The organism is Myroides sp. A21 (genome assembly GCF_000807225.1).
Lineage (GTDB): Bacteria > Bacteroidota > Bacteroidia > Flavobacteriales > Flavobacteriaceae > Flavobacterium > Flavobacterium odoratimimum.
Genome location: NZ_CP010327.1, coordinates 2,977,487 through 3,002,328, shown reverse-complemented (window position 1 = coordinate 3,002,328; position 24,842 = coordinate 2,977,487). Strand labels below are relative to the sequence as shown.

At 32.0% G+C, this 24,842-nt stretch carries 27 protein-coding genes and 1 tRNA gene; 19 read left to right on the top strand and 9 right to left on the bottom strand.

Annotation, left to right across the window (positions count from 1 at the left end):
* Positions 1–6 precede the first annotated feature (6 nt).
* On the bottom strand, positions 7–303 hold the full coding sequence (locus MYRA21_RS13475; RefSeq protein ID WP_006261070.1) for a putative quinol monooxygenase: 297 nt from the start codon (positions 301–303) through the stop codon (positions 7–9).
* Positions 304–313: 10 nt separating this feature from the next.
* Positions 314–1,150, bottom strand: coding sequence for an S-adenosyl-l-methionine hydroxide adenosyltransferase family protein (locus MYRA21_RS13470; protein ID WP_006259029.1), 837 nt, complete (start codon positions 1,148–1,150; stop codon positions 314–316).
* Between the two features lie 96 nt (positions 1,151–1,246).
* On the opposite strand from MYRA21_RS13470, the gene MYRA21_RS13465 reads away from it, so the two are divergent.
* Positions 1,247–2,227 (top strand): PhoH family protein, encoded by a 981-nt coding sequence (locus MYRA21_RS13465; protein ID WP_006259030.1) that lies wholly within the window; start codon positions 1,247–1,249, stop codon positions 2,225–2,227.
* A 45-nt stretch (positions 2,228–2,272) separates the two neighbouring features.
* Here MYRA21_RS13465 and MYRA21_RS13460 read toward each other — a convergent pair whose 3' ends face one another.
* The 3 genes from MYRA21_RS13460 to MYRA21_RS13450 all read right to left on the bottom strand — a co-directional run bounded on the left by MYRA21_RS13460 (position 2,273) and on the right by MYRA21_RS13450 (position 4,093).
* Complete coding sequence (locus MYRA21_RS13460; RefSeq protein WP_006259031.1) at positions 2,273–3,058, bottom strand: hypothetical protein; 786 nt, start codon at positions 3,056–3,058, stop codon at positions 2,273–2,275.
* 269 nt (positions 3,059–3,327) lie between these two features.
* Complete coding sequence (gene ybaK / locus MYRA21_RS13455; RefSeq protein WP_006261069.1) at positions 3,328–3,816, bottom strand: Cys-tRNA(Pro) deacylase; 489 nt, start codon at positions 3,814–3,816, stop codon at positions 3,328–3,330.
* A gap of 40 nt (positions 3,817–3,856) precedes the next feature.
* The gene (locus MYRA21_RS13450; RefSeq protein WP_006259033.1) at positions 3,857–4,093 is read right to left on the bottom strand and encodes a hypothetical protein; all 237 of its coding nucleotides are present in this window, start codon (positions 4,091–4,093) and stop codon (positions 3,857–3,859) included.
* Positions 4,094–4,339: 246 nt separating this feature from the next.
* Here MYRA21_RS13450 and MYRA21_RS13445 point away from each other — a divergent pair, with 246 nt between their 5' ends.
* The 12 genes from MYRA21_RS13445 to MYRA21_RS13390 all read left to right on the top strand — a co-directional run bounded on the left by MYRA21_RS13445 (position 4,340) and on the right by MYRA21_RS13390 (position 15,971).
* Positions 4,340–5,287 carry an isopenicillin N synthase family oxygenase gene (locus MYRA21_RS13445; protein ID WP_006261068.1) on the top strand — a complete coding sequence of 316 codons (948 nt, stop codon included), beginning with the start codon at positions 4,340–4,342 and terminating at the stop codon, positions 5,285–5,287.
* Positions 5,288–5,518: 231 nt separating this feature from the next.
* Complete coding sequence (locus MYRA21_RS13440; RefSeq protein WP_006259036.1) at positions 5,519–5,866, top strand: translation initiation factor; 348 nt, start codon at positions 5,519–5,521, stop codon at positions 5,864–5,866.
* Between the two features lie 16 nt (positions 5,867–5,882).
* A complete protein-coding gene (locus MYRA21_RS13435; protein WP_039329380.1) occupies positions 5,883–6,755 on the top strand; it encodes a nucleoside phosphorylase in 873 nt (290 codons plus the stop codon).
* A 692-nt stretch (positions 6,756–7,447) separates the two neighbouring features.
* Complete coding sequence (locus tag MYRA21_RS13430; RefSeq protein WP_006263460.1) at positions 7,448–8,953, top strand: succinate CoA transferase; 1,506 nt, start codon at positions 7,448–7,450, stop codon at positions 8,951–8,953.
* A 117-nt stretch (positions 8,954–9,070) separates the two neighbouring features.
* Positions 9,071–9,916: a substrate-binding domain-containing protein gene (locus MYRA21_RS13425; RefSeq protein ID WP_006259039.1), complete on the top strand. Its 846-nt coding sequence runs from the start codon at positions 9,071–9,073 to the stop codon at positions 9,914–9,916.
* 23 nt (positions 9,917–9,939) lie between these two features.
* Positions 9,940–10,884 carry a transglutaminase-like domain-containing protein gene (locus MYRA21_RS13420; protein WP_006259040.1) on the top strand — a complete coding sequence of 315 codons (945 nt, stop codon included), beginning with the start codon at positions 9,940–9,942 and terminating at the stop codon, positions 10,882–10,884.
* Positions 10,885–10,892: 8 nt separating this feature from the next.
* A complete protein-coding gene (locus tag MYRA21_RS13415; RefSeq protein ID WP_006259041.1) occupies positions 10,893–11,279 on the top strand; it encodes a DUF423 domain-containing protein in 387 nt (128 codons plus the stop codon).
* Positions 11,280–11,378: 99 nt separating this feature from the next.
* Positions 11,379–12,509 (top strand): redoxin domain-containing protein, encoded by a 1,131-nt coding sequence (locus MYRA21_RS13410; RefSeq protein ID WP_006259042.1) that lies wholly within the window; start codon positions 11,379–11,381, stop codon positions 12,507–12,509.
* A gap of 136 nt (positions 12,510–12,645) precedes the next feature.
* The gene (locus tag MYRA21_RS13405) at positions 12,646–13,761 is read left to right on the top strand and encodes a TlpA disulfide reductase family protein (protein WP_006259043.1); all 1,116 of its coding nucleotides are present in this window, start codon (positions 12,646–12,648) and stop codon (positions 13,759–13,761) included.
* Between the two features lie 107 nt (positions 13,762–13,868).
* Positions 13,869–14,363 carry an RNA polymerase sigma factor gene (locus MYRA21_RS13400; protein WP_006259044.1) on the top strand — a complete coding sequence of 165 codons (495 nt, stop codon included), beginning with the start codon at positions 13,869–13,871 and terminating at the stop codon, positions 14,361–14,363.
* 12 nt (positions 14,364–14,375) lie between these two features.
* Positions 14,376–14,978: a hypothetical protein gene (locus MYRA21_RS13395; RefSeq protein WP_006259045.1), complete on the top strand. Its 603-nt coding sequence runs from the start codon at positions 14,376–14,378 to the stop codon at positions 14,976–14,978.
* A gap of 51 nt (positions 14,979–15,029) precedes the next feature.
* Positions 15,030–15,971, top strand: coding sequence for a LysR family transcriptional regulator (locus tag MYRA21_RS13390; RefSeq protein WP_039329377.1), 942 nt, complete (start codon positions 15,030–15,032; stop codon positions 15,969–15,971).
* A 57-nt stretch (positions 15,972–16,028) separates the two neighbouring features.
* Here MYRA21_RS13390 and MYRA21_RS13385 read toward each other — a convergent pair whose 3' ends face one another.
* The 4 genes from MYRA21_RS13385 to MYRA21_RS13370 all read right to left on the bottom strand — a co-directional run bounded on the left by MYRA21_RS13385 (position 16,029) and on the right by MYRA21_RS13370 (position 20,002).
* Positions 16,029–16,751, bottom strand: a complete 723-nt coding sequence (locus MYRA21_RS13385) for a response regulator transcription factor (RefSeq protein WP_039329376.1) — start codon at positions 16,749–16,751, stop codon at positions 16,029–16,031.
* A gap of 7 nt (positions 16,752–16,758) precedes the next feature.
* Positions 16,759–18,267 (bottom strand): sensor histidine kinase KdpD, encoded by a 1,509-nt coding sequence (locus MYRA21_RS13380; protein WP_006259048.1) that lies wholly within the window; start codon positions 18,265–18,267, stop codon positions 16,759–16,761.
* 144 nt (positions 18,268–18,411) lie between these two features.
* On the bottom strand, positions 18,412–18,999 hold the full coding sequence (gene coaE, locus MYRA21_RS13375) for a dephospho-CoA kinase (protein WP_006259049.1): 588 nt from the start codon (positions 18,997–18,999) through the stop codon (positions 18,412–18,414).
* Between the two features lie 10 nt (positions 19,000–19,009).
* A complete protein-coding gene (locus MYRA21_RS13370; protein WP_006259050.1) occupies positions 19,010–20,002 on the bottom strand; it encodes a glycosyltransferase family 2 protein in 993 nt (330 codons plus the stop codon).
* Positions 20,003–20,147: 145 nt separating this feature from the next.
* Here MYRA21_RS13370 and MYRA21_RS13365 point away from each other — a divergent pair, with 145 nt between their 5' ends.
* The 6 genes from MYRA21_RS13365 (at position 20,148) to MYRA21_RS13340 (ending at position 24,816) form a co-directional block, all read left to right on the top strand.
* Complete coding sequence (locus MYRA21_RS13365) at positions 20,148–21,704, top strand: PglZ domain-containing protein (RefSeq protein WP_006259051.1); 1,557 nt, start codon at positions 20,148–20,150, stop codon at positions 21,702–21,704.
* A gap of 2 nt (positions 21,705–21,706) precedes the next feature.
* Positions 21,707–22,126 carry a tRNA (adenosine(37)-N6)-threonylcarbamoyltransferase complex ATPase subunit type 1 TsaE gene (tsaE, locus tag MYRA21_RS13360; RefSeq protein WP_006259052.1) on the top strand — a complete coding sequence of 140 codons (420 nt, stop codon included), beginning with the start codon at positions 21,707–21,709 and terminating at the stop codon, positions 22,124–22,126.
* A 14-nt stretch (positions 22,127–22,140) separates the two neighbouring features.
* Positions 22,141–23,337 carry an alanine dehydrogenase gene (locus MYRA21_RS13355; protein ID WP_006259054.1) on the top strand — a complete coding sequence of 399 codons (1,197 nt, stop codon included), beginning with the start codon at positions 22,141–22,143 and terminating at the stop codon, positions 23,335–23,337.
* A 63-nt stretch (positions 23,338–23,400) separates the two neighbouring features.
* Entirely contained in the window at positions 23,401–23,775 is a 375-nt protein-coding gene (locus MYRA21_RS13350; RefSeq protein WP_006259055.1) for a DUF4258 domain-containing protein, read from the top strand.
* 61 nt (positions 23,776–23,836) lie between these two features.
* Positions 23,837–23,911, top strand: a tRNA-Val gene (locus tag MYRA21_RS13345).
* A gap of 497 nt (positions 23,912–24,408) precedes the next feature.
* Positions 24,409–24,816 carry a DUF4377 domain-containing protein gene (locus MYRA21_RS13340; protein WP_006259056.1) on the top strand — a complete coding sequence of 136 codons (408 nt, stop codon included), beginning with the start codon at positions 24,409–24,411 and terminating at the stop codon, positions 24,814–24,816.
* The last annotated feature ends 26 nt before the right edge of the window (positions 24,817–24,842 follow it).

Here is a 24,842-nt window from a genome sequence, read left to right as displayed (position 1 = left end):
AAATATCTATTTAAGAGTAACCACTTTATCCACACTCCACGCCTCCGCTTTCTCTTTGAATAAAGTCTTTGTGTAAGGCCATATCTCCCCGAAAAGTTCTGATTTTTTATATGATTCTAGATTACTTTCATCTTCCCAATAACTATAAGTAAAGAAAATATTAGATTGATCCTTATCACGATATACTTCTAAGAATTGACAACCAGGATAATGTCTAACCTTATCCTTAATCGTATCAAAATGCTCTAAAAAATCATGTACCTTATCTTCAAGCAAGGTTAGCTTTACAATTCTTATAAACATACTTTTTATTTTAATATTGTGTTTCAGAATCAAATTCAATGACAATAGTATCATTTAACTGAAGATTCATTAATTTTCGCGGAGTTCCTCCTGGTGTGTCAGGTTTAGAATAGAACAATGCAATCGTCAATAGGTCTATATCATTAAATATAGCAACTAGTTCGCCTGCCCTTTCTTTTAAGGTAGCTCTATCATTAAGCTTGAAGTCTGCAAAATAGTCATTTATTCGATTGATTCTATAATTCTTAACTCTAATAGCGAATTCTCTCCCCTCTGAGACTACTTCGTAGTCACTTCTATGGATATTAGTCACAAGGTTACCATAAGAATCCTCATAGATCACCTTACCTGTTATTTTATTTCTATTTAAAACGACATTTGTAGCCAGTCTACTAGGACTATAGATAGATTCTAACATCACTCCTATTTCTTCTAATTGACGACCTTCATTTAGTTGATATGCACAATAGACAAATATATCATTTGATTTCATCATACCATCATGATTAATTTCTATTGCTTTATCGAAATCCTCATCTCCTAAAATAATACTAACTATTCCATTATCTGCTGTAATAAAATAATGTCCATCAAATTCTACACAAATTGCCTTTGTATAGTCGGTCACAGAAGCATCAACTGCTATAATGTGAATAGTACCTTTCGGAAATTGGCTATATGCTGCCCCGATAACGAATCCAGCGTCCTCGGTATTATATTTACTTATTTCGTGTGAGATATCAACTAAATTACAGCCAATGATATTCGAATAGATCTTCCCTTTCAAAGCTCCTACATAGTGGTCCCGATATCCAAAATCTGTTGTTAGTGTAATTATTCTCTGCATTATTATTTTTCAATATATTTTTAAGAAAAATGATTTTTTTATAGTAGATTTGAATATACAAAATTAGATTATTTTTTTTAATTAACTCTACAGGTATTGAACGAAAGGATAATAGAATTAACAGATTTTAGCCCTAAAGATTTTTGGGGCCCACAAGACACTCATTTAGATATACTTAAAAAATTATATCCAAAAGTTAAAATTGTGACAAGAGGATCAGTCCTAAAGATTTATGGAGATCCAGAAATTTTAGATGAATTTGAGAAGAGTTTTGACCGACTAGTCAAATATTTTATCAGATATAATCGCATCGACGAAAACATTATCGAAAGATTAGTCCTTGATAGCGCACCTCCTTCTCTTCCTACAGACGACATTCTCGTACATGGAGTATCTGGAAAACTTATCAAAGCAATCACCCCTAATCAACAAAAACTAGTCAAGTTCGTTGAAAAGAACGATATGGTTTTTGCAATAGGACCTGCTGGTACTGGTAAAACTTATACAGGGGTAGCACTAGCTGTAAGAGCTTTAAAGAACAAGGAGGTAAAGAGAATCATACTTACTAGACCTGCTGTTGAAGCTGGAGAGAACCTTGGCTTCCTTCCTGGAGATATGAAGGAGAAGCTAGATCCTTATATGCAACCATTATATGATGCACTTAGAGATATGCTCCCTCCACAGACATTAGATGACTATATCCTTAAAGGGGTTATACAGATAGCGCCATTAGCTTTTATGCGTGGACGTACATTAGATAATGCCTTTGTTATCCTAGATGAAGCTCAGAATACGACCCATTCTCAAATGAAGATGTTTCTGACACGTATGGGTAAAAATGCTAAATTCATCATCACAGGAGACCCTGGTCAGATAGACTTACCTCGTAAAGTATCTTCTGGATTAAAAGAAGCTCTTTATATCCTAAGAGACGTAGATGGAATAGGAATGCTATATTTAGATGATAAAGATATCGTACGACACAGATTAGTAAAGAAAATCGTAGATGCTTATAAGACTATTGAAGAAAGACCTGATAAGATGTCTATAGAAGAACTAAAAAAAATGGAAGGTTAACTAGTTAACCTTCCATTTTTTATTATTTATTTCAATACAATTATTCTACATATTGTATGTATCTCTTAAGAACATAAGCTTTTGCTTTCCTTCTTCATATAGATACAAGTAATCATCTTTAAGCTCAAAGCGATCACAACTATCTAATACTGCTAATAGCTCCTTCTCTTTCTGATACATCTCAGTCACATATTCTGGAGAAAGTACAACTTTAAAGAAGATTGAATCCCCTTCACATCTAACATCTCCATAAATCATGTGATTCCCTCCACTTCCAGAGAAACTACGTGTATTAATATCAATACAAATCATAGGAATCTGATTAATACCTAATTCTTCTACTCTCTTATCTTCATAAGACTGAAAAATCCAGTTACCAGATAATTTATCTGTATATAAATAGTGTCCAAAACAAGCAAAATCAATTACATCATCTTCCACACCATCGTGTTTCTTAATTAAACGCACTGCAACAGAGTGATCAAATCTACCATCTGCAAAGTCCTTCGCAGTCTCATCTTCATAAATCACGATCTCTATCTCCTCATGCTTCGTATAAGACTTATATATTCTAGATTCTCCATCCACTAATGGTTCTACAAATGGAAAAATTATCTTCTGATTAGGTTTTGTACTTGAATAAACAATTCCTTTTTTCCCAATTGATACAACCTGTGGTAAATCTTGAGCTACTGCTTTAAAAAAAGTACCATCTAAATCATTCTTGCTCAATAGGTCAATTTGTTTATTACTAGCTTCTTTAAAGCTTTTTTCTTTAGATTGATCTACCCCACAAGAAGGAAACAACGAAACAGTTAACGCCAATATCATATTTTCAATTTTACAGTATGCAAAGATAAATCCTACTATCTTCTAAAAAGAATTATTCACTCTCTTTTAGTATTAATTTAACTCTGAATGACTACATTCTTTAAACTTTCATCTTATTTGTCCTTGCAAAGATACAACAACAATAATTAAACTGCATTTCCATTTGACACCTATTGTCATAATTATAACAAAACATTAATAAATACATGTATATTAAATCATTTGTTTTGTACTAATCACGCAATTTATACACACATTTCATTTTAGGATTACTCTTTTTTAACAATATCACCGAACTTACCATTCACAATATTCGCTAAATCACCAGGACTAATACCAATGCTCAGTCCTTTACGTCCACCACTTACATAGATAGTCTCTAAATCTTTTACTTCTATATCTATAAATGTAGGATATAACTTCTTCATCCCTATAGGAGAACATCCTCCTCTAATATATCCTGTTATTCCTAACAAATCCTTTACAGCTAACATTTCTATCTTTTTCTCTCCACAGATATTAGCTGCCTTTTTTAAATCTAACTCACTATTAATAGAAACCACAAAAACATATATCGCATTCCCCTTACCATGAGCCACCAAAGTCTTTAACGACTCTAGTTCAGATATTCCTAACTTTTCACAGACAGATTTACCATCTATTAGTTCGTCAGAAATATCATACTCATACATCTCATAACTTGTCTTCTTACTATCTAATATACGTAAAGCATTAGTCTTTGCTACCTTTTTACTCATTCTACTATCTTAATTTTATCAGGAGCAAAATTACTATTTTTTACAATAAAGTCGTCTTATACCCTGTTTGTCTTAGACAAAACATAAAATCGTCTTGATTATTACATACGCAATATATATTCATATTCGACCCTACTACTTTCTTAAAAATTGGCTTAAAGCTCTTTGGTAATGTATTATAAAACTCATCAGCGTTAGACACCTTGTATTTAGGATCAATGTCCACCGCTACTAATACAACAAATTCATTCGATTTTAATTCAATAGGTAATTTCATAGTTTTTTTATTTTAATGGTTATTACGGCAATTTATAAAAAAATTCATTAATTTTTTACATTCATTAAAAAAATCACAATCCTATAAACATATTATTCTTTCGAAATTCTCAACACACACAATCACATATCTTGAATAATTCAGACCTAAAAAAAATATAAATTGTAGTTATCAACACTATTTTGTGGAAAAATAATATACATTTGTGTCAAATAACTCAAGTAAGCATATATAACAACTTAGAAAATGCAAAACATTCCTAGTGTTGACTTACGTGATTTCCTATCGGATGACCCGGTACGTAAACAAAAGTTTGTAAATGAAATCGGCCAAGCCTACGAAGAAATTGGATTCGTAGCATTAAAAGGACACTTTTTAGATGATCAATTAGTTGATAATCTATATAAAGAAGTTCGTAATTTCTTTAATCTTCCATTAGAGACTAAAAATTCTTATGAAGTACCAGGTATTGGTGGTCAGAGAGGATATGTTTCTTTTGGTAAAGAGCATGCTAAAGGAAGAACAGAAGGTGACTTAAAAGAGTTCTGGCATTTTGGACAATACGTTGAAAATGATCCTGCTTTAGAAGCATCTTATCCTGCTAACGTAGAAGTAAAAGAATTACCTCAATTTAACGCTGTTGGAAAAGAAACTTACCAAATGTTAGAAAAAACAGGTGTATACGTATTGCGTGCGCTTGCTTTATTCTTAGGTTTAGATGAGTTCTACTTTGACAAATTCGTTAAAAACGGAAACAGTATCTTACGTCCTATCCACTACCCTCCTATCCAGAACGAACCTAAAAATGCTGTGAGAGCAGCTGCACATGGTGACATTAACTTAATCACTCTGTTAATGGGAGCTCAAGGTAAAGGACTACAAGTACAAAACCACGATGGACAGTGGATCGATGCTATCGCAGCTGATGATGAGTTAGTAATCAATGTTGGTGACATGTTATCTCGTCACTCTAACAATAGATTAAAATCAACTATCCACCAAGTAGTTAACCCTCCTCGTGAACTATGGGGAACTTCTAGATACTCTATTCCATTCTTTATGCACCCAGTGAGCACAATGCCACTAAACTGTTTAGAGAATTGTATCGATGAGAATAATCCTAAATTATACGAAGATATTACTTCAGGAGAGTTCTTACACCAAAGACTAGTTGAATTAGGCTTGATTAAATAATCTATCCTAATAAAAACATATTCTTAAAAGAGGGAGCCCATTACTCCCTCTTTTTTATTTCATGCGATATACTTCGTAAAAGGTCATTTTTTTTATCCTATTTATATTGATTGATTTTAACATATTTCGTATCTTTACTTATATACATAGCATTCTAATCATTCTCCTGTAGAAAGACTAGAATACGCTTTTAGATTAATCATTTTTATAAGCACCATATTACATAACTAAATGAGTAAAAAGTTAAATAGCTTAGATGCCTTAGGAGGCTTTGTTTTTTCTACTAATAAAGATTTTGAATTCGAACAAGAAGAATCCACAGAAACTCTTGCCCCTAATCTTCAAAGATTAGAAGCACATATAGACAAAAAGAATAGAGGTGGTAAAGTAGCTACCCTTATTAAAGGTTTTGAAGGAAATGAAGACGACCTTAAAGATTTAGCTAAAAAACTAAAAACACTATGTGGTGTTGGCGGAAGTACAAAAGATGGCGAAATAATTATACAAGGTAATTTTCGCGATAAAATAATGGATTATTTAATAAAAGAAGGCTACAAAGTAAAACGTGTAGGCGGCTAATTAAAAATTTAATATTATGAAGATTAAATCATCTGAATTAATTCTAAACCCTGATGGTAGTGTGTACCATCTAAACTTAAGACCTGAACATGTTGCTAAAGACATCATATTCGTAGGTGACCAAAACCGTGTAGACAGAATCACTAAGCACTTCGATGCTATTGAATTTTCAACACAAAAAAGAGAGTTTAAAACAACTACAGGTACGTATAAAGGAAAACGTCTAACTGTAATCTCTACAGGTATCGGACCTGACAACATCGATATTGCTGTTAATGAAATCGATGCTCTATTTAATATCGATTTAGAAACAAGAGAAATTAAAAAAGAACTTACTTCTGTAAATATTGTAAGAATAGGTACATCAGGTTCTTTACAAGCAGATATCCCGGTGAATAGCTTTGTACTATCTCAATATGGTTTAGGACTAGACAATTTGATGCGCTCTTACCTTATTGACGGAGTTACAGATGTAGCTTTAGAAGACGCTTTTATTCAACACACAAATTGGGATCTTAAAAAAGGACGCCCATACTTCATTAAGAACAGTGCAGAGTTAGAAGCTAAATTAGAAAGCGACTTAACATTCAAAGGGATTACAGGTACAGCAGGTGGATTCTACGGTCCACAAGGACGTGTACTTCGTCTACAAATCCAAGATCCAGAACTAAACCATAAAATCGACAACTTTAAATTCGGTGAATACCGTATTACAAACTTCGAAATGGAAACGTCTGCAATCTATGGTTTATGTAACTTATTAGGACATCATGCAGTATCTCTTAATACAATTATTGCAAATAGAGCTAACGGAACATTCTCAGAAGATCCTTATGCAGCTGTTGACAAACTAATTGTATATACGTTAGACAAACTTAGCGCAATATAATAATAAGATTACTTTTTCTAAAAAAGCTACCTCTATCAGGTAGCTTTTTTTATACCTAATCCCCCTACTCACTACCTCTTATACTACTAGAATAGCACGCTAAGAGCGTTTATATTGCAGTTGATTTAACTTTAAGTACTATGTGCTAGTATTATGACACCGTTATTTTAGGTAAAATAACGGACTTACTACGGACTCATATCGGACTCACTACGGACTCATTCAAAACAAAATATGTCTCGACCTGCAATCGCTGTACAACTATTCCTCTCTTCGTAATATTGAATATTTATTATCCTATTCCTTCCTCTAGAAAAACAAATCTCGATAGTTCAAAAAAAACTCTTCTAAAGAACTTCTCCTAATTCAAAATACAAGATCAATAAATCACAAAAACTAAAGAAGTATTACTACTAAAAAACCCTCTTTCATTGTCTTTCTCAAGATTAATTCAATAAACTAAGTTACAAAAAGCCTTATTACCAAGTTTAGTACTTATAAAATAATAGCAAAAAATTAACAAAAAAGCCCTCACATGACAGTATCATTTTTATATCTTAAATTTTTAAACATTATCGTATTTTTTTAATAAATAAATTATATTAATCAATATAATTAATATATACGTTTATTTTATTTGACTCTTTCAAATAAATGCACTTAATTTAAGGTGCTTAAAATTTTTATTTGAAATGACGAAAGAAGACTCGAAACTAGAGAGGATAAAATACGCACCGTATAGAGAGCGTATTGTGTCAGCAGAAGATGCTGCTCTCTTAATACATGACCAAGCTGTAGTAGGAGCTAGTGGCTTCACTAAAGCTGGAGATAGTAAATCTGTATTACCTGCATTTGCACTACGTGCAGCACAAGAAAATGTTGCAATTACCTTAATAACTGGTGCCTCATTAGGACAAACTACTGACGCTGACTTAGCAACTAACAATGCCTTAATCCGAAGAATGCCTTTCCAAGCAGATTCAGTATTAAGAAAGTCTATAAACAGCGGGCAAGTAAAATATATCGATCAACACTTAAGTGAAACGATCGAACAACTTCAAGAGAAACATATTCCTCAAGTAGATATCGCTATCATTGAGGCTACTTATATTAACGAAGAAGGATTTATCATTCCTACCACATCTATTGGTAACTCTGCTTACTTCGCTAGTGTAGCTAGAAAAATAATCATTGAAGTAAATACAGCTATTCCTTTAGAAATAGAAGGAGTACACGATAATAGTGTACCTATCAAACAACCACGTAGAGAAATCATCCCTATTCATACAGTAAAAGATAGAATAGGAGAAAACTTTATTCGTCTAAACCCAGATGACGTGATTGCAGTTGTTTACTCTAGTATAGAAGACACTCCTGCTCAATTACCAGAACCAGACGTTAAAACTTCTGCTATCTCTGGTCACTTACTTAAATTTTTCGAAGAAGAAGTTAGAAAAGGTAAATTAACTCACTCTCTTTTACCATTACAAGCAGGAATCGGAAAAGTAGCTAATGCTGTATTAACTGGTTTTATTGATGGCCCATTCCACGACTTAACGATGTATTCTGAGGTATTACAAGACAGTACTTTTGATTTAATTGACTCTGGAAAAATGACTTTTGCATCAGGATCATCTATTACTGTAACTGAAGAGTGCTATGGAAAAATCATTAACAACTTCGGACAATATAAAGATAAACTAGTACTACGCCCGCAGAACATTAGTAATGCTCCTGAGGTTATTCGTAGATTAGGTATTATCGCTATCAATACTGCTATCGAGTTTGACATCTACGGAAACGTTAACTCTACTCATATCGGAGGTAGTAAAATGATGAATGGTATCGGTGGATCTGGAGACTTCGCTAGAAATGCTTATTTAAGTATTTTCGTTACACAGGCAGCATCTAAAGAAAACAATATTTCTCACGTACTTCCTATGGTATCTCACGTAGACCATACTGAGCATGATGTAGACATCCTAGTTACAGACCAAGGTCTAGCAGACTTAAGAGGTCTATCCCCTAGAGAGCGTGCAGAAGTCATCATAGAGAACTGTGTACATCCAGAATACAAAGCAGAATTAAGAGATTACTTTGAAAGAGCAAAAGAAAGAGGAGGACATACTCCACATGTATTAGAAGAAGCTTTCAAATTCCACATTCGCTTCCAAGAAAAAGGTTCAATGAAACCTTAATAATAAATAAAAACTCTACTCTCTTTTTAGTAGAGTTTTTTTTGTTTTACTCTTAAAATATTATCTAAAAAATGCCCTATTTTACTATCTTAGCATAAAAATGTAGTACGATTTAAAATGGCAAATGTAAATATTATCGGAGTGCCTGAGCACTTCAACCTACCGTGGCAATTATGTATAGAAAATGGTGAATTCGAAGAACTTGGCATTAATTTAAAATGGACAGATGTACCTGAAGGCACAGGTAAAATGTGTCAGATGCTAAGAGATAAAGAAACAGACCTAGCCGTTATACTTACTGAAGGAATTATCAAAGATATATCTGAAGGAAATCCAACCACTATCATACAAGAATATGTAGCCTCTCCTCTACAATGGGGAATACATGTAGCTCATAATTCTCCATATCAAAAAATAGAAGACCTAGAAGGTAAACGAATTGCCATCAGTAGATATGGATCTGGCTCACATCTTATGGCAATCGTTCATGCAAAAAAAATGAACTGGAACATTGCTAATCTTGAGTTCGTAATTGTTAATACCTTAGACAATGCTATAGAAGCTCTAACTAAAGGTGAAGCAGACTATTTTATGTGGGAGCATTTTATGACTAAACCAATAGTTGACCAAGGGATATTTAGAAGATTAGGCGACTGTCCTACTCCTTGGCCTTCTTTTGTATTAGTTGCGAACAATGAATTCCTAAATAAAAACAAAGGATTAATTGACAATCTACTGGAATGTATTAATGCTACTACAGAAGAGTTCAAAATGATTCCTTCTATTGACCGTACATTATCTAGTAAATATAATATCAATATAGATGATGTTAAAGAATGGCTAAGTATGACTAAATGGTCTCAAAGACAACTGTCAGAAAAACACTTTAATAAAACACAAGAACAATTAGTAGATTTAAATATAATCACTAATACTATTAAATACAGCGAAACCGTTTTATAATATAGTTTTGACCATAGACTACGATGAGTAATAATACAGAATTACCGGATAAAGTTTCTGAAAAAAGTTGGCTTAAGTACTTGAGAGTCCCAAAACCTTGGGACAATATCATCATACTTATACTTAACGTACTGATCACTATTCCTATTTTTATTATTATTCATCAAAATATAGATGACCCGAACTGGCCATACCAACTAGATCGTATCATTCTATTTTTATCTATTGTAGGTATACTGCAGTTCTTACTTCAAAAGATGAAATTGGTCTTGAATATGCTGATTATCATTTATTTGATTGTTCTTATTGTAAATTCTTTCTTTGGAGGTTATGGTTATAATGCTGTTTTTGAAGACTATAAAGTTATGATCTATGCGATGGCAGAAGATCCTAAACCGCAAGATCTTATCATTTCTAAGCTACTCCCTTTTCCTAATAAGAGTAAAATAATACCAGCGATAGAATATGATAAACCTATAGTAAGGAATTATGCTTTAGCAACTACACGTAAACACTTTAGCAATATTCCAAATACTCAACATTACAGACAAATAGTACAATCTTTAGCCATTTTTAAAGAGGTACGTACGAAGTGGAATTATGTAAATGACCCTAAGGGTAGAGAATATATCGCTACGGCATCAGAATCATTACAGCATTTCTCAGGAGATTGTGATGACTATTCTGTATTAATGGCAGGACTTCTCAGAGCTATAGGCGCAACCCCAAGATTGATACATACTAAAGAACATATGTATCCTGAACTACTAATCCCAAATAAAGGAGATCTAGAACAGGTAATCTACCTTATTAAAGAAGTTCTTTTTAAAGAAGAAAGTAAAGGTAAAGAGATACATTATCACATAGACGAACGTGGTCAAATATGGTTAAACATGGATTACACCGCTAGATACCCTGGCGGACCGTTTATGTCAGAAGAAATATTAGGACAACTCACTTTTAATTAAATAAATATATGGAATTAGTTAATACAACACCCCTCATAGCAGGCTCAATATATGGCGCACTAGCTATTATATTTGGTGCCTTTGGAGCACATGCTCTAAAAAAACACATGACAGCTGAACGTTTAGAAAGCTTTGAAGTAGGCGTAAAATATCAAATGTACCACGCTATCCTATTACTAATCTTAGGATTAATGCCTGCACATATTCATATTACAAGAGCAGTTAATATCATCATCATTGGTGTATTCTTGTTCTCTTTCAGTATTTATGGATTAACCTTAAGTGCTACATTTAAGAAGAAAATAAAAATACTTGGCCCTATAACTCCTTTAGGAGGAGTGTGTTTAGTAATTGGTTGGATAATGCTGTTAATTCAATTCATAAAACTTTTATAGACTTTTTTAGGCTGATTTTAGCTTAATCTAGTTTTTTAAGTATATTTGTTCATATAATGCAATTATAACTTGTATTTCTAATACTAAAAAACAAAATCGATGAAAAAAATTTTAACAGTACTTGGAGCTGTAGCTGTACTAGCTTCATGTAACAAAGAAGCTACTGGTTATACAATCAATGGTGAAACTAAAGGTCTAACAGATGGAACTAAAGTATATATTGAGAAAATTGATATTGCAACTGGTAGTACAGTAGCTATTGACTCTACTGAAATTAAAGACAATGCATTCACCTTCAAAGGAGCTGCTGAAAGTCTAGACCAAAACTTCTTTTCATTTGGTAAAGAACCAGGAAAATTACCTTTCGTTTTAGAAAATGGTAAAATCGTTGTTCAATACGATAATGAAAAAGCAGAAAACAGTAGCGTAACAGGTACTAAAAACAATGATGAATATACAGCATTCACTAAAAAAGTTGACGAATTAGAGCGAGCTATAGTCCAATACCAAGGTGATAACCAAGAGGCTTTTAAACAAGCTAACGAAGCTCAAGACCAAGCTAAAAAAGATGCTATTATCAATGGTTATATGGCATTAGCAGAAAAGTATGATGAGTATGTAGAAGATTACATTGATAATAACGCTAATTCATTAACTACTTTAGTCTATTTATCAAAAACAGTTGGTTCAGGACAATACATCAAAGAAGAATTAGTTGAAAAATTCAATAAATTTGATGAAACATTAAAGAACACTACTGTAGCAAAAGCTTTTAAAACAGCATTAGACGCTATTCCTGATGCTAAAGTAAAAATTGGTGACAAAGCTCCTGATTTCAGTGCTCCATCTCCAGAAGGAAAAGAAATTTCTTTAAAAGAAAGTTTAGGTAAATTAACTATTATTGATTTCTGGGCATCATGGTGTGGTCCTTGTAGAACAGAGAATCCTAATGTAGTAGCTCTATATGAAGAATACCACCCTAAAGGATTAAACATCATTGGTGTTTCTTTAGATAAGGATAAAGCAAAATGGATCGAAGCAATTGCTAAAGATAAATTAACTTGGAATCAAATCTCTAACTTAAAGTTCTGGGAAGAGCCAATCGCTCAAAATTATGAGGTACGTGCCATTCCAGCGACTTATCTACTTGATGAAAATGGTGTTGTAATCGCTAAAAACTTAAGAGGTAAAAAACTTAGAGCTAAAGTTCAAGAAATCTTAGACAAATAAATATCTACTTAAGATATAGAAAATAAAAGGGTTATAGAAGTTTCTATAACCCTTTTTTAATACTCTAATATCTCCGTTATAATCAGTAATATTTTATTATATTTAATCTTTACAAATTATATTAAAAATACATCCAATGAGAACACTACCTTTAGTAATTATAGCCTTTCTATTAATGAGTTTTACTATAAAAGATAAAGGTTTTCTAATAAAGGGAATAGCAAAAAACATTCCTGAGGGAGAAATGATCTATTTAAAAGTTTTAAATCCTGAAACTAATAATTTTGACGCAATAGATTCTGTTCGTTTAAAAAACAACTCATTCGAATTTAAAGGTAACACAACTTACCCTACTTATGCACTATTAGAGTTATCTGAAAACGTTACGGAATTAGTAGTTTTAGAAAATGGTATTATTAATTTTCAATATGACTATAATGATGATCTAAGCACCTCTGCTATTGGTACAAAAAACAATAATGAATTAAATGCTTTTCACAATAATATAAAGAGAGTTCAGAAAAAAGCTAATGCTTATAGAGATGCTAATCAAGACCTTTTAACTCAAGCTATAAAAGATAATAACAGAGAAGTTCTTGAAAGGTTATCAAATGAATTTAAAGTCTATGTAAAAGACATTAATGACATTATCACAAATCAACTAACTCAACATAGCAATTCATTCACGTCTTCTGTAATTTTATTTCAGCGAATAGACAATAAAAATATAGATACTAATGAGGCTAAATTATATTATAATCAACTAGCTGATAATATTAAGCAATCTAATATAGGTATAGCTATTAAAAACCTATTAGACAATTCTGCTGCCAATACTTTAGTAAAAATTGGAGATAAAGCGTTAGACATCTCAGGTAAAGATCCTAATGGAGAAGTGATTTCACTATACGATAATCTTGGTAAAGTAACCATTATTCACTTCTGGGCTCCGTGGTGTCCTGCATGTCACGAAACACTGCCTACCATAAAATCTATTTATGAAAAGTATCATGATAAAGGCTTGAACATCTTTAGTATTGCCTTAGATGATAATAAAGAGGAATGGATAGAAAGCATACAAAAAGAAGGTCTTAATTGGCTTCATATCTATAATCTTTATGAAATTCAACTACAATATGGAGTTAAAAATATTCCAACAGTATTTGTTTTAGACGAGAATGGAACTGTAATAGATATTAACCACTTAGAAGTAGACTTTGACCAATTACTTACTAAATATTTAGGAAAATAATATCTGCGCTCATGTTCTAATAATTATCCTAAACTGATTACTCTATAACTAAAAATATATTTTTTAAAAATATTGTAACAAATCGTAACATTAGACTACTTATAGGCATGAACAAACATTTGGAACAAGAATTCGTTGCTCTTTTGGATAAGAATCAAAACCTTATCCACAAAGTCTGTCGACTATATACAGTCGATGAAGCAGCTCATAAAGACTTGTTCCAAGAAATTTCTATTCAACTATGGCACGCTTACCCAAAGTTTAGAGGAGATTCTAAGTTCTCTACATGGGCTTATAGAGTAGCATTAAATACAGCCATCTCGTTATATCGTAAAAAAACAAGAGAACTAAGCACCATACCTTACGATAGTACATTTTGCAAATTTGAATATTCTGAATACAATTATCAAGAAGAAGAGCAATTAAAACTAATGTATAAAGCTCTTCAACAGCTAAATGATATCGAAAAAGCATTAGTATTCATGTATTTAGAAGATAAGAATTATGAAGAAATAGCAGAAACTTTAGGTATTAGTGAAGTCAATGCTAGGGTAAAAATGAATAGAATAAAAAGCAAACTTAAAAAGATATTAAATCCCTAGAGGCAATAGAATATGAAGGAGTTAGATTTATTAAAAAAACACTGGAATAGCGACCAAAAATTCCCTAAGATCTCTACTGAAGAGATACAAAAGATGATACATAAGAAATCGTCTTCTATCGTCATGTGGATATTTATCATTAGTATAATCGAATTTATTGTATTAAATGGTTTTAGTTATTTATTCGGATCAGACGTAAATAGAAATGATATTGGCCCTATCTATGCTTTTATGATCAATAACTTAGATTGGTTATCATTAGGAATATCAGTGATATTTATTACTATTTTCTATTTAAATTATAAAAAAATATCTGTAGCTGATTCCACTAAATTATTAATGGAATCTATTCTAAAGACAAAAAAGACAGTTAACTATTATATCTATACTAACCTAATTATCTTCTTTATAGCTTTCATTATTATATTGATTGATATACTGACACATGATGATAAGTTGACCTTACCTACGGCTTTAATTAGCGCAGTGATTGTTATTATTATATGTGGTGTATTTTTAGGATTACTATGGTTATACTACCGTCTAATCTATGGTTTATTAATCAAACGATTAATGAAAAACTATACGGAACTAGAGAAAATAGATTATGAATAAAAACATTTTCCTTTATTTTGCATAACTTAGACAAAATATTGGTTTTAAAGAATGACGATAACACAATTAATATATGTATTAGCAGTAGCAGAACATAAAAACTTCACGCTTGCTGCAGAAAAAACTTTTGTTACACAGCCTACATTAAGTATGCAAATCCAAAAGTTAGAGGAAGAACTCGAGGTACAAATATTTGACCGAAGTACAAAACCTATTCAGCCTACGGCTATCGGTCAAGTTATTATTCAACAGGCAAAGAAAATTGTCAATGAATCAGATCGAATTAAAGATCTTATTGATCTAGAAAAAGGATTTATTGGGGGAGAGTTTAAACTAGGAATGATACCTACTATAGCCCCTACTCTACTTCCTATGTTCCTAAAAACATTTCTAAATAAGTACAATAAGGTCAACCTAATTATAGAAGAATATACAACTGAAGAGATTATTCAGAAACTTCGCAATGGATATCTGGATGCTGCTATAGTTGCTACTCCCTTAGAAGAGTCTGACATTAAAGAAAGAGTTCTATTCTACGAACCATTTGTAGGATATGTTCCTGCAAATTTTAGACAAGAAATGGGAGCAGAACTTCATCAAGGAGACCTAGATCTAAGAAAGTTACTTTTACTACAAGATGGACATTGTTTTAGAGATGGTATAATCAATATCTGTAACAGCAAATCTACTGCAGAAAGCAAAAACTTTAAATTACAAAGCGGAAGTTTTGAAACTTTAATAAATCTATCTAAAGAAGGTCTAGGTTACACACTATTACCATACCTACACACACTTTCTTTAAATCAAGATGACAAAAATAACTTAATACAGTTTGCTGATCCAAAGCCTGCTAGAGAGATTAGTTTAATCTATACAGACAACGAATTAAAGCTTCAAATTATTAATGCTTTATATGAGGTTATTTTAAGTATTATAAGAGGAGCAATAGCATTTCAAGACGTTAAAATTATTAGTCTGAAAAAGAATCAATAACTTTAACTTATATAAAATAAAAAAGGGAAGCAAATGCTTCCCTTTTTTGTGGCTTAATTAATTATTTTCTTCTTTTTCTTTCACTACAAGTCTAAATCCTTCTCCGTGAATGTTTAAGATTTCTACTGTTTCGTCTAATTTAAGATACTTTCTTAATTTAGCGATGTATACGTCCATACTACGAGAAGTGAAATAGTTGTCATCTCTCCAAATCTTAGTTAACGCTACTTCACGTGGCATTAAATCATTTTCATAAATTGCTAACATCTTTAACAATTCATTCTCTTTTGGAGATAATTTAATTGGCTCATCATTTTCAAAAGTTAAGAATCTCAACTTAGAATTTAAATGGAATTTACCAATTTGGAATTCGAACTTCGTATTATCTGTTTTAACTTCAGACGATTTTCTATGAATAATCGCTTTGATTTTCATTAATAATACTTCAGAATCGAATGGCTTGTTTAGGTAGTCATCAGCTCCTACTTTATAACCTTTCAATACATCTTCTTTCATTGACTTCGCTGTAAGGAAAATGATAGGCACCTCTTTATTTTTATCAAGGATCTCCTTGGCTAGAGTAAATCCATCTTTATAAGGCATCATAACATCTAGGATACATAAATCAAAAGTATCTCTTTTGAATTTTTCGAATCCTTCCATTCCATTCTTAGCTAAAGTAACTTCGAAATCATTGATGGCTAAATAATCTTTTAAGATTGCACCGAAATTCGGATCATCTTCTACTAATAAAATCTTTTTGTTGTTTGTTGTTTCCATGTTATATTTAATTTATTAATGGCATTTTTATAATAAAGGTACTTCCTTTTCCTTTTTCACTCTCAACATAAACTTGAGAATTGTGTACCTCTACAATTTGTTGAACATATGCTAGTCCTAGACCATGACCTTTTACGTTGTGTAAATCACCTGTGTGCTCTCTGTAAAACTTGTCGAAGATTCTCTTCTGAGCCTGTTTACTCATTCCTACACCGTGATCCTGAATTTTGATTAAGATAAAATCTTTTACATTTTCAGTATACACATCTATAATTGGCACATCCTTAGAGTACTTGATAGCATTATCTAAAATATTTACTATCACACTAGTAAAGTGAAAATCATTTCCTAACACATCACTTCTACGAGCATCTAAGTTCAAGTTTATTTCTCCTCCTCTATCCTGAATAATTAATCCTACGTGATCTACAGCATTTTCTATCACTTCATGGACATCCATTGCTTCTTTGTCTACATTAAACTCACGTCGTTCTAATTTTGAGATTTGAAGAACATTTTCAACTTGCGCATGCATTCTTTTATTCTCGTCTCGAATCATTTTCAAATAACGATCAACTTTTTCTGGATCATTTATAACCTTTGGGTTTTTAATTGCATCTAAAGCTAAATTAATTGTAGCTATAGGCGTTTTAAACTCATGAGTCATATTGTTAATGAAATCTGTCTTAATCTCAGATATTTGCTTTTGTTTAATCAATTGATTAATCGCATTCAAATATGCTGCGATAATAACCATCGTAAACAAAATTGACAATAGTGTTATCCCTATTAACGAAGAGAATAAATACTTACTCTTTTCTGGGAAAGTAATATACAGTTGGTATTTACTTCTATTCTCATTATCTGTGAAGATTGGCACTCCATAAGTAGAACCTTCTTCATAAATAAAATCTTCTGACTTAATCTTGGTTGATAACCCTTTGTTATAAATACCAAATTCAAACTTAGCATTAACCCCATATTGTTTAAGCTCTTTCTCTAAGAGCTCTCTCAATTTAGCTTTAGAAATCCTTTCATCTATACTTCTTAGAGCAACAATATCCTTAAAGTAAATATCAAATTGTGCTTTATCTAAAATATCTAGATTACCAGATTGTTCTATAACCTCGTCAGGATAATTTTGCTTAAGACTACTCCTATCTAAATCATCTCCTTTATAAATCTCTGTTTTTCGTTTTGAAACGAAATTCTTGACTTTTAAACTATCTGCTTTCTTATCAAAGAACGAACTCTTTATATTATAATCTTCTAAGACTAAAATATTCGAGTATACTATTTGTTCATTAGTAGTAGGATTTCGTTCTACTATGTAATATTGTTTCAACTCACTTTGTTTAGGTGGCGTTCCTATACTATCTTTAAGTTGATTATACATTCTATAAAACTCCGTAGCTTCATTTTGTTGTAGTCCACTACCTACATTTCCTAATACTTGTTGTACATGATACTTAAACTGCTCTTCATTATTTCTATAAGAGCTAACTATCCAATACATTTGAACAATGATTATTCCTATAAGAGAAAAACTCATTATCCCTACTAAAAGTCGAAATTTGACCTTACTCATTATTTTTTCAAAATTAACATTAAAAAAAATACTCTACACGGCGATTAACATAAAATTAACAATGGTAATTGTTTAAATTTTGATTATTATATCATTAATTATCATTTTCACCTCTTTTTTTACCAAATCTTTATTAATATTAGTAATAACATAATCACTAAAGGGTATTTTGTCAGAATCTTTCAATTGGTTCCTCATAATACTTTCAACGTTATCTAAAGATACTCCATCCCTTGCCATTACACGGGCTAAGCGTACTTCCTCAGGAGCTGTAACTAAGATAACTAAATCACATTGTTTATTCAAATTATTTTCAAAAAGAACTGCACTCTCCTTAATTACAAACGGAAAAGCGTCATTTTCCTCCTTCCAACGCTCAAAATCCTTCTTAACCTCTGGGTGTACAATTTGATTTAATTGATTTAGTAATTCTTTATTATCAAAAACAATTTCTCTTATTTTTTTGCGATCTAACACCTCTCCTATCTTAACGTTTTCTTTAAAGATAGATTGTACTGCTTCCACTACATCAGCCCGATCCATAATCTGTTTAGCTCTTTCATCTGCTATATAAATAGGAATCCCCTCTTCTGCAAACATATTAGCTACAGTGGTCTTTCCACTGCCTATTCCTCCAGTTAGTCCAACTATAAGTGCCATACCTTATATATTATTTAAAAAACATTTCTGGCATTCCGACTTCTGCTTCTTGTCTTTTTACAAATAAAATATAACTAGATTTCACAAAGCCTATACCGTAGCCGTAAAATTGTATAAAAATTGCCACAAGTGCTAATAAACTTATCTTAAAATTCTTCTCTTTTATTAAACAACCTAAAAAAACAAACATAAAATAAAAGATATAACATAAAATAAAAACAAATGTATAATATGTCATTATAATACTTAACAATAAGCCTGCCATAAATAAAGCTGGAAACCAATATGTTATCTTTGACGTTTCAGGATAACGTTGATTTAATATCGGACGTGCCTTTCCAAACTTATTGACCTGAATAAAAAATTTATTCCAATCAATTCTCCTTTTGTGATAAACATAGGCCTTACTAAACAACTGAGTATCGAATCCTAACTTCCATAACCTAATTGTCAAATCAGGGTCTTCTCCAGGGTGTATTTTACCAAAACCACCACTAGCTAAAAAAGCTTTTTTTGAAATTCCCATATTAAAACTTCTTGGCTGAAACTTTCCTATACGTTCACTAGCTCCTCTTATTCCACCTGTAGTTAGAACAGAGGTCATAGAATAATTTATTGCTTTCTGTACATCGCTAAAACTCGCTAACGCCGCATCGGGTCCTCCAAAACAGTCCACATACTCTTCCTTGAGATACTGATCCACTGTAGTTAAATACTCTTGTGGAATAATACAATCGGAGTCTAATACAATAAAGTACTCTCCCTTTGCTCGTTCCATGCCATAATTGCGCGAAGCCCCTGGCCCAGAATTCGCTTTATAATAATAAGATATCTCTAGTCTATCCTCATACTTACTAACAACAGCACGCGAATCTTCTTTAGACCCATCCTCTACAATTACCACTTCAAAAGCCTCCTTATATGTTTGCTTTGTCAAACTCTCCAATAACTCATCCACCTCGTCTGGTCGATTGTAAACAGGAATAATGAACGAAAAATACATTTATAATTTTTTATAATACAATCACAAAAATATCGTTAACTATTGTAATACGGAAATTCATTCCTATATTTATCAATACTATTTTAATCTAAAATCTCTTTTTATTATAATTAATAATATTTTTAGAGATACTAAAACAACTACAATGAACAAAATTCATATATTATGGGTGGATGATGAAGTGGATTTATTAAAACCTCATATCCTATTTTTAGAAAAAAAAGACTATATCGTAACTACTTGTACTAATGGACAAGATGCTATAGATTTATTTAAAGAGAACCAATACGACATTGTTTTCTTAGATGAGAATATGCCTGGACTTTCTGGTCTTGAGACTTTAAATGAAATTAAAACCATCAAAAGCAATACTCCGATTATCATGATTACTAAAAGTGAAGAAGAGTATATCATGGAAGAAGCAATTGGTGCTAAAATATCTGATTACTTAATCAAACCTGTTAATCCTAACCAAATCCTACTTTCACTAAAGAAAAACCTAGATGACTCTCGTCTAATCTCCGAGAAATCTTCTCTTAGTTACCAAAAAGAATTTAGAAACATATCAATGGATCTAATGCAAGCTAGAGATTATGAAGATTGGATCTCTATTTATAGAAAATTGCTTTATTGGGAACAGAAGTTAGAAAACATTGAAGATCAAAACCTATTCAATATACTAGACTCTCAGAAAACTGAAGCTAATAGTTTGTTTGGCAAATTCGTAGAAAAAAATTATGAGAGCTGGATTAATGATCCTGAAGACAGTCCTGTTTTCTCTCATCAAATATTCAGAAAATGGGTTGCTCCTGAATTAAAGAAAGAAGATTCTAAATTACTTTTTATTGTTATTGACAACTTAAGGTATGATCAATGGAGAGCATTCGAAGCAATCGTAACAAATCACTATAAAGTAGAGAGCGAGAACAGCTTCTTCTCTATTTTACCTACTGCTACACAGTATGCTAGAAATGCTATATTTTCAGGAATGACACCTCTAGAAATGTCTGAACAACTTCCACAATATTGGAAGAATGATACGGATGAAGGAGGAAAGAATTTGTTTGAGAATGAATTCCTACAACATCAATTACAAAGATTGAGATTAAATATTAAGAATGAATACCACAAAATCACCAATCTAAAAGAAGGAAGAAAATTAGCTGATAATTTCAAGGCTTTAAAAGACAATAAACTAATCACAATAGTATACAATTTTGTGGACATGCTATCTCATGCTAAAACTGAAATGGAAGTAATTAAAGAATTAGCTTCTAACGATAAAGCATACCGTTCACTTACTGTTAGTTGGTTCAGAAACTCTCCTTTGTTTGAAATAATTCAACAAGCACAGGCACTTGGATATAAGTTAATCATTACAACAGATCATGGTACAATTAACTGTAAAAATCCTTCTAAAGTTATTGGAGACAAAAACACTAGTTTAAACCTTAGATATAAAACAGGTAAGAGCTTGACCTTTGAGGCTAAAGATGTCTATCATGTTAAAGATCCAAAAAAAGTTCAATTACCTAACATTAATGTAAGTAGTTCATTTATTTTTGCAAAGAATGATTTCTTCTTAGCATATCAGAATAATTTCAATTATTATGCAGCTTATTTTAGAAACACTTACCAGCATGGAGGTATTTCTTTAGAAGAAATGATCGTTCCATTTATAGTATTAAATCCAAAAGTATAACAATGACTGAGATAGTTTTTTCTTTAAATCAAATTCAAGAAGTAGCTACTGATATATTAAGTAAGTTAAAACATCGCATCGTATTATTTGATGCACAAATGGGGGCAGGAAAAACCACACTTATTAAAGAAATAAGTAAACAGCTAGGTGTAGAAGACATGACGAGTAGTCCTACTTTTTCTATTGTGAATGAGTATCATTCTACAACTTCTAAAGACAGAGTATATCACTTTGACTTATATCGTTTAAACTCAGAAGAAGAAGCTTATGATATGGGAATGGACGAATATTTAGATTCTAATCATTGGTGCTTTATCGAATGGCCTGAAAAGACTCCTCATATTATTCCTGACGAACATGCTACAATAGAAATTTCTATTTTAGAAAATGGTGATAGAAAACTGATTTTGAATAATAATTAATAAACAGAAACAGAATGGCAACCTTAACTCCTTTTTCAATGAAAGACTTAATTCCGCAAGAGGAATGTCTGATGGTAGAGCGCAAGAAAAGTGAACTTTTTATAGGAGTTCCTAAAGAAAATACCCTGATAGAGAAAAGAATCTGTATCACTCCAGAAGCAGTACAGACTTTAAGTACCTATGGGCATCGTGTGCTTATTGAAAAGGGAGCAGGAGAAGCCGCTAACTATTCTGATTTAGATTATAGCAAAGCAGGAGCCGAACTTACTAGTGATACAAAGAAAATTTTTAGTTGTCCTGTCATTGTTAAAGTTGCTCCACCTACTCTAGAAGAAGTAAAACTAATGGCACCATACACAGTTGTATGGTCTACTATCCAATTAAAAACACTAACTAGACAGTATTTCGAGACCCTTTCTAAAAAAAAGATATCTGCTATTGGCTTTGATTTTATTCACGATGAGAATGGAACCTATCCTGCTGTTAGTGCTTTAAGTGAAATAGCTGGTACCGCATCTATCCTGATAGCTTCTGAACTGATGACCACAACTAATAATGGTAAAGGATTATTATTTGGGAATATCGCTGGGGTAGTTCCCACTGAGGTAGTTATACTCGGAGCAGGACTAGTAGCCGAAAACGCCGCTCGCACTGCTATAGGAATGGGAGCAAATGTAAGAGTATTTGACAATTCTATACAGAAGCTGCGCAGGCTTCAGAACAACCTATCGCAACGAATTTCTACTTCTACGATCCAAGAAAAAATATTACACAAAGCTCTTATGAGATGTGATGTTGCTATCGGTGCAATACGAGGTAAAAATCGAGCACCTATAGTAGTAAGTGAGTCTATGGTAGATAATATGAAAAATGGTGCTGTAATTATAGATGTATCTATTGATACAGGAGGGTGTTTCGAGACATCCGAATTAACTACCCATGATCATCCTACCATTATAAAAAGTGGTGTAATACACTATGGAGTACCAAATATCACTTCTAGATATAGTAGAACAGCATCCATGGCTCTTAGCAATATTATCACACCTTTATTATTAGAATACACAGATTGTGGTGATTTAGACGGTACTGTGAACTGTGAAAGCGTCATTAAATCTGGTATATATAGTTATAAAGGATTAGTTACCAATCGAAATGTTGCGGAATGGTTTAACCTTGATTATAAAGACATTCACCTTTTCACCTTTTAAATATTTTATAAATCTTTAGTTTTACTGTATTGAATTGCTACTTTTGTGTAAATTTTTTAAGAAATGAAGTTTACACAGCGTTTAGCATACTATTTATTTGGGTTACTTATAGGAGGAATGTTCTTATTTTATTTCTTCGGTGAGAAGAAAACAGAATTTTGTTATTTACCTAATTGTAGGGTTTTAAAAGATTTGAGAAGTAAACCAGTTACTTATTCAAAGACAGTAGAAGCTAAGTTTAAAGAAGGTTGGGTATCTAACGATGACATCCGTAAATCTCTACAATATGGAGATGTGAACTTTTCAGAAAGTAATATTGACTTTGAGAAAGGTAAACTTTATGTCATTATAGGCAGAAATGAACAAAATGAAAACATATTAATCAAAGTCATAAACTACACAGATAAGATTGTACTTTACGATATTGAAAAAATGTAAAAATATTTCACATTAGGCATTGCATTATTTAAAAACATCTTTATATTTGCAATCCTATTTCGGGCGATTAGCTCAGTTGGTTCAGAGCACCTCGTTTACACCGAGGGGGTCGGGGGTTCGAATCCCTCATCGCCCACTTTATAAGCTTCACTTTTAGTGAGGCTTTTTTTATACCATCTCCTACTCTTTATATTACATTCTAAGATACATCTTTCTAAACTAAGTACGCAAAAAATCTATTTCTCCACAGCGTCTATTCATAAACCAAGAGTCGTTTTGTTCTGACCTTCTAGGGGATTGCTTGAGGGTTTCTTGCACCTTTCTTCGACAAAAAGGCTCTCTAGGCAAGAAAACCTCAAGGAATCTCCAAGGAATCCGCAAGGAACTGCAAGCTAAGCGCTCTTCTTTTATTCATAAGTGGCAAAAGCAAAACTCATACATTCATTTAAAAATTTTAACTCCTGTTGCTACTTTAATCTACTCGCACATATTGATATTGCTCTAATACAGTTCCATCACACAATAATGTTTAGAATCTTTTAATCGAACTATCGTTAAAACTTAATTATTCTGAGTACTTTACTTCAAAAAAAATATTTTTTGTACATTTGATATAAATAAAAAGCATTTATCATGAAAAAGATTTTATTATTAGCTGCTGTTGTAGGTTTATCATTTACCTCTTGCAAAAAAGATGGAGAATCAGGAACTACAGCTCCTGCAGTAGAGCCAACAGAACAAACTACAACTCCTATTGAGTCTACCGAAGCAACACCTAAAGAAGAATTAGGTAACGTAACTTATACGATTGCTTCTAAACTAGTAGATTGTACAGGTGTAGCACCAATGAAATGTATGCAGTACAAAGAAGAAGGTTCTGACGAATGGTTAAATATGTATGGAGGAATCGAAGGATTTAACTATGAAGAAGGATATGAATATGTAATCGAAGTAAAACGTGAAAAAGTAGAAAACCCACCAGCTGATGCATCTTCTATCAAATACATTCTAGTAAAAGAAATTTCTAAAACTAAAAAATAATATCTAGCGAGCTTAGGCTCGCTTTT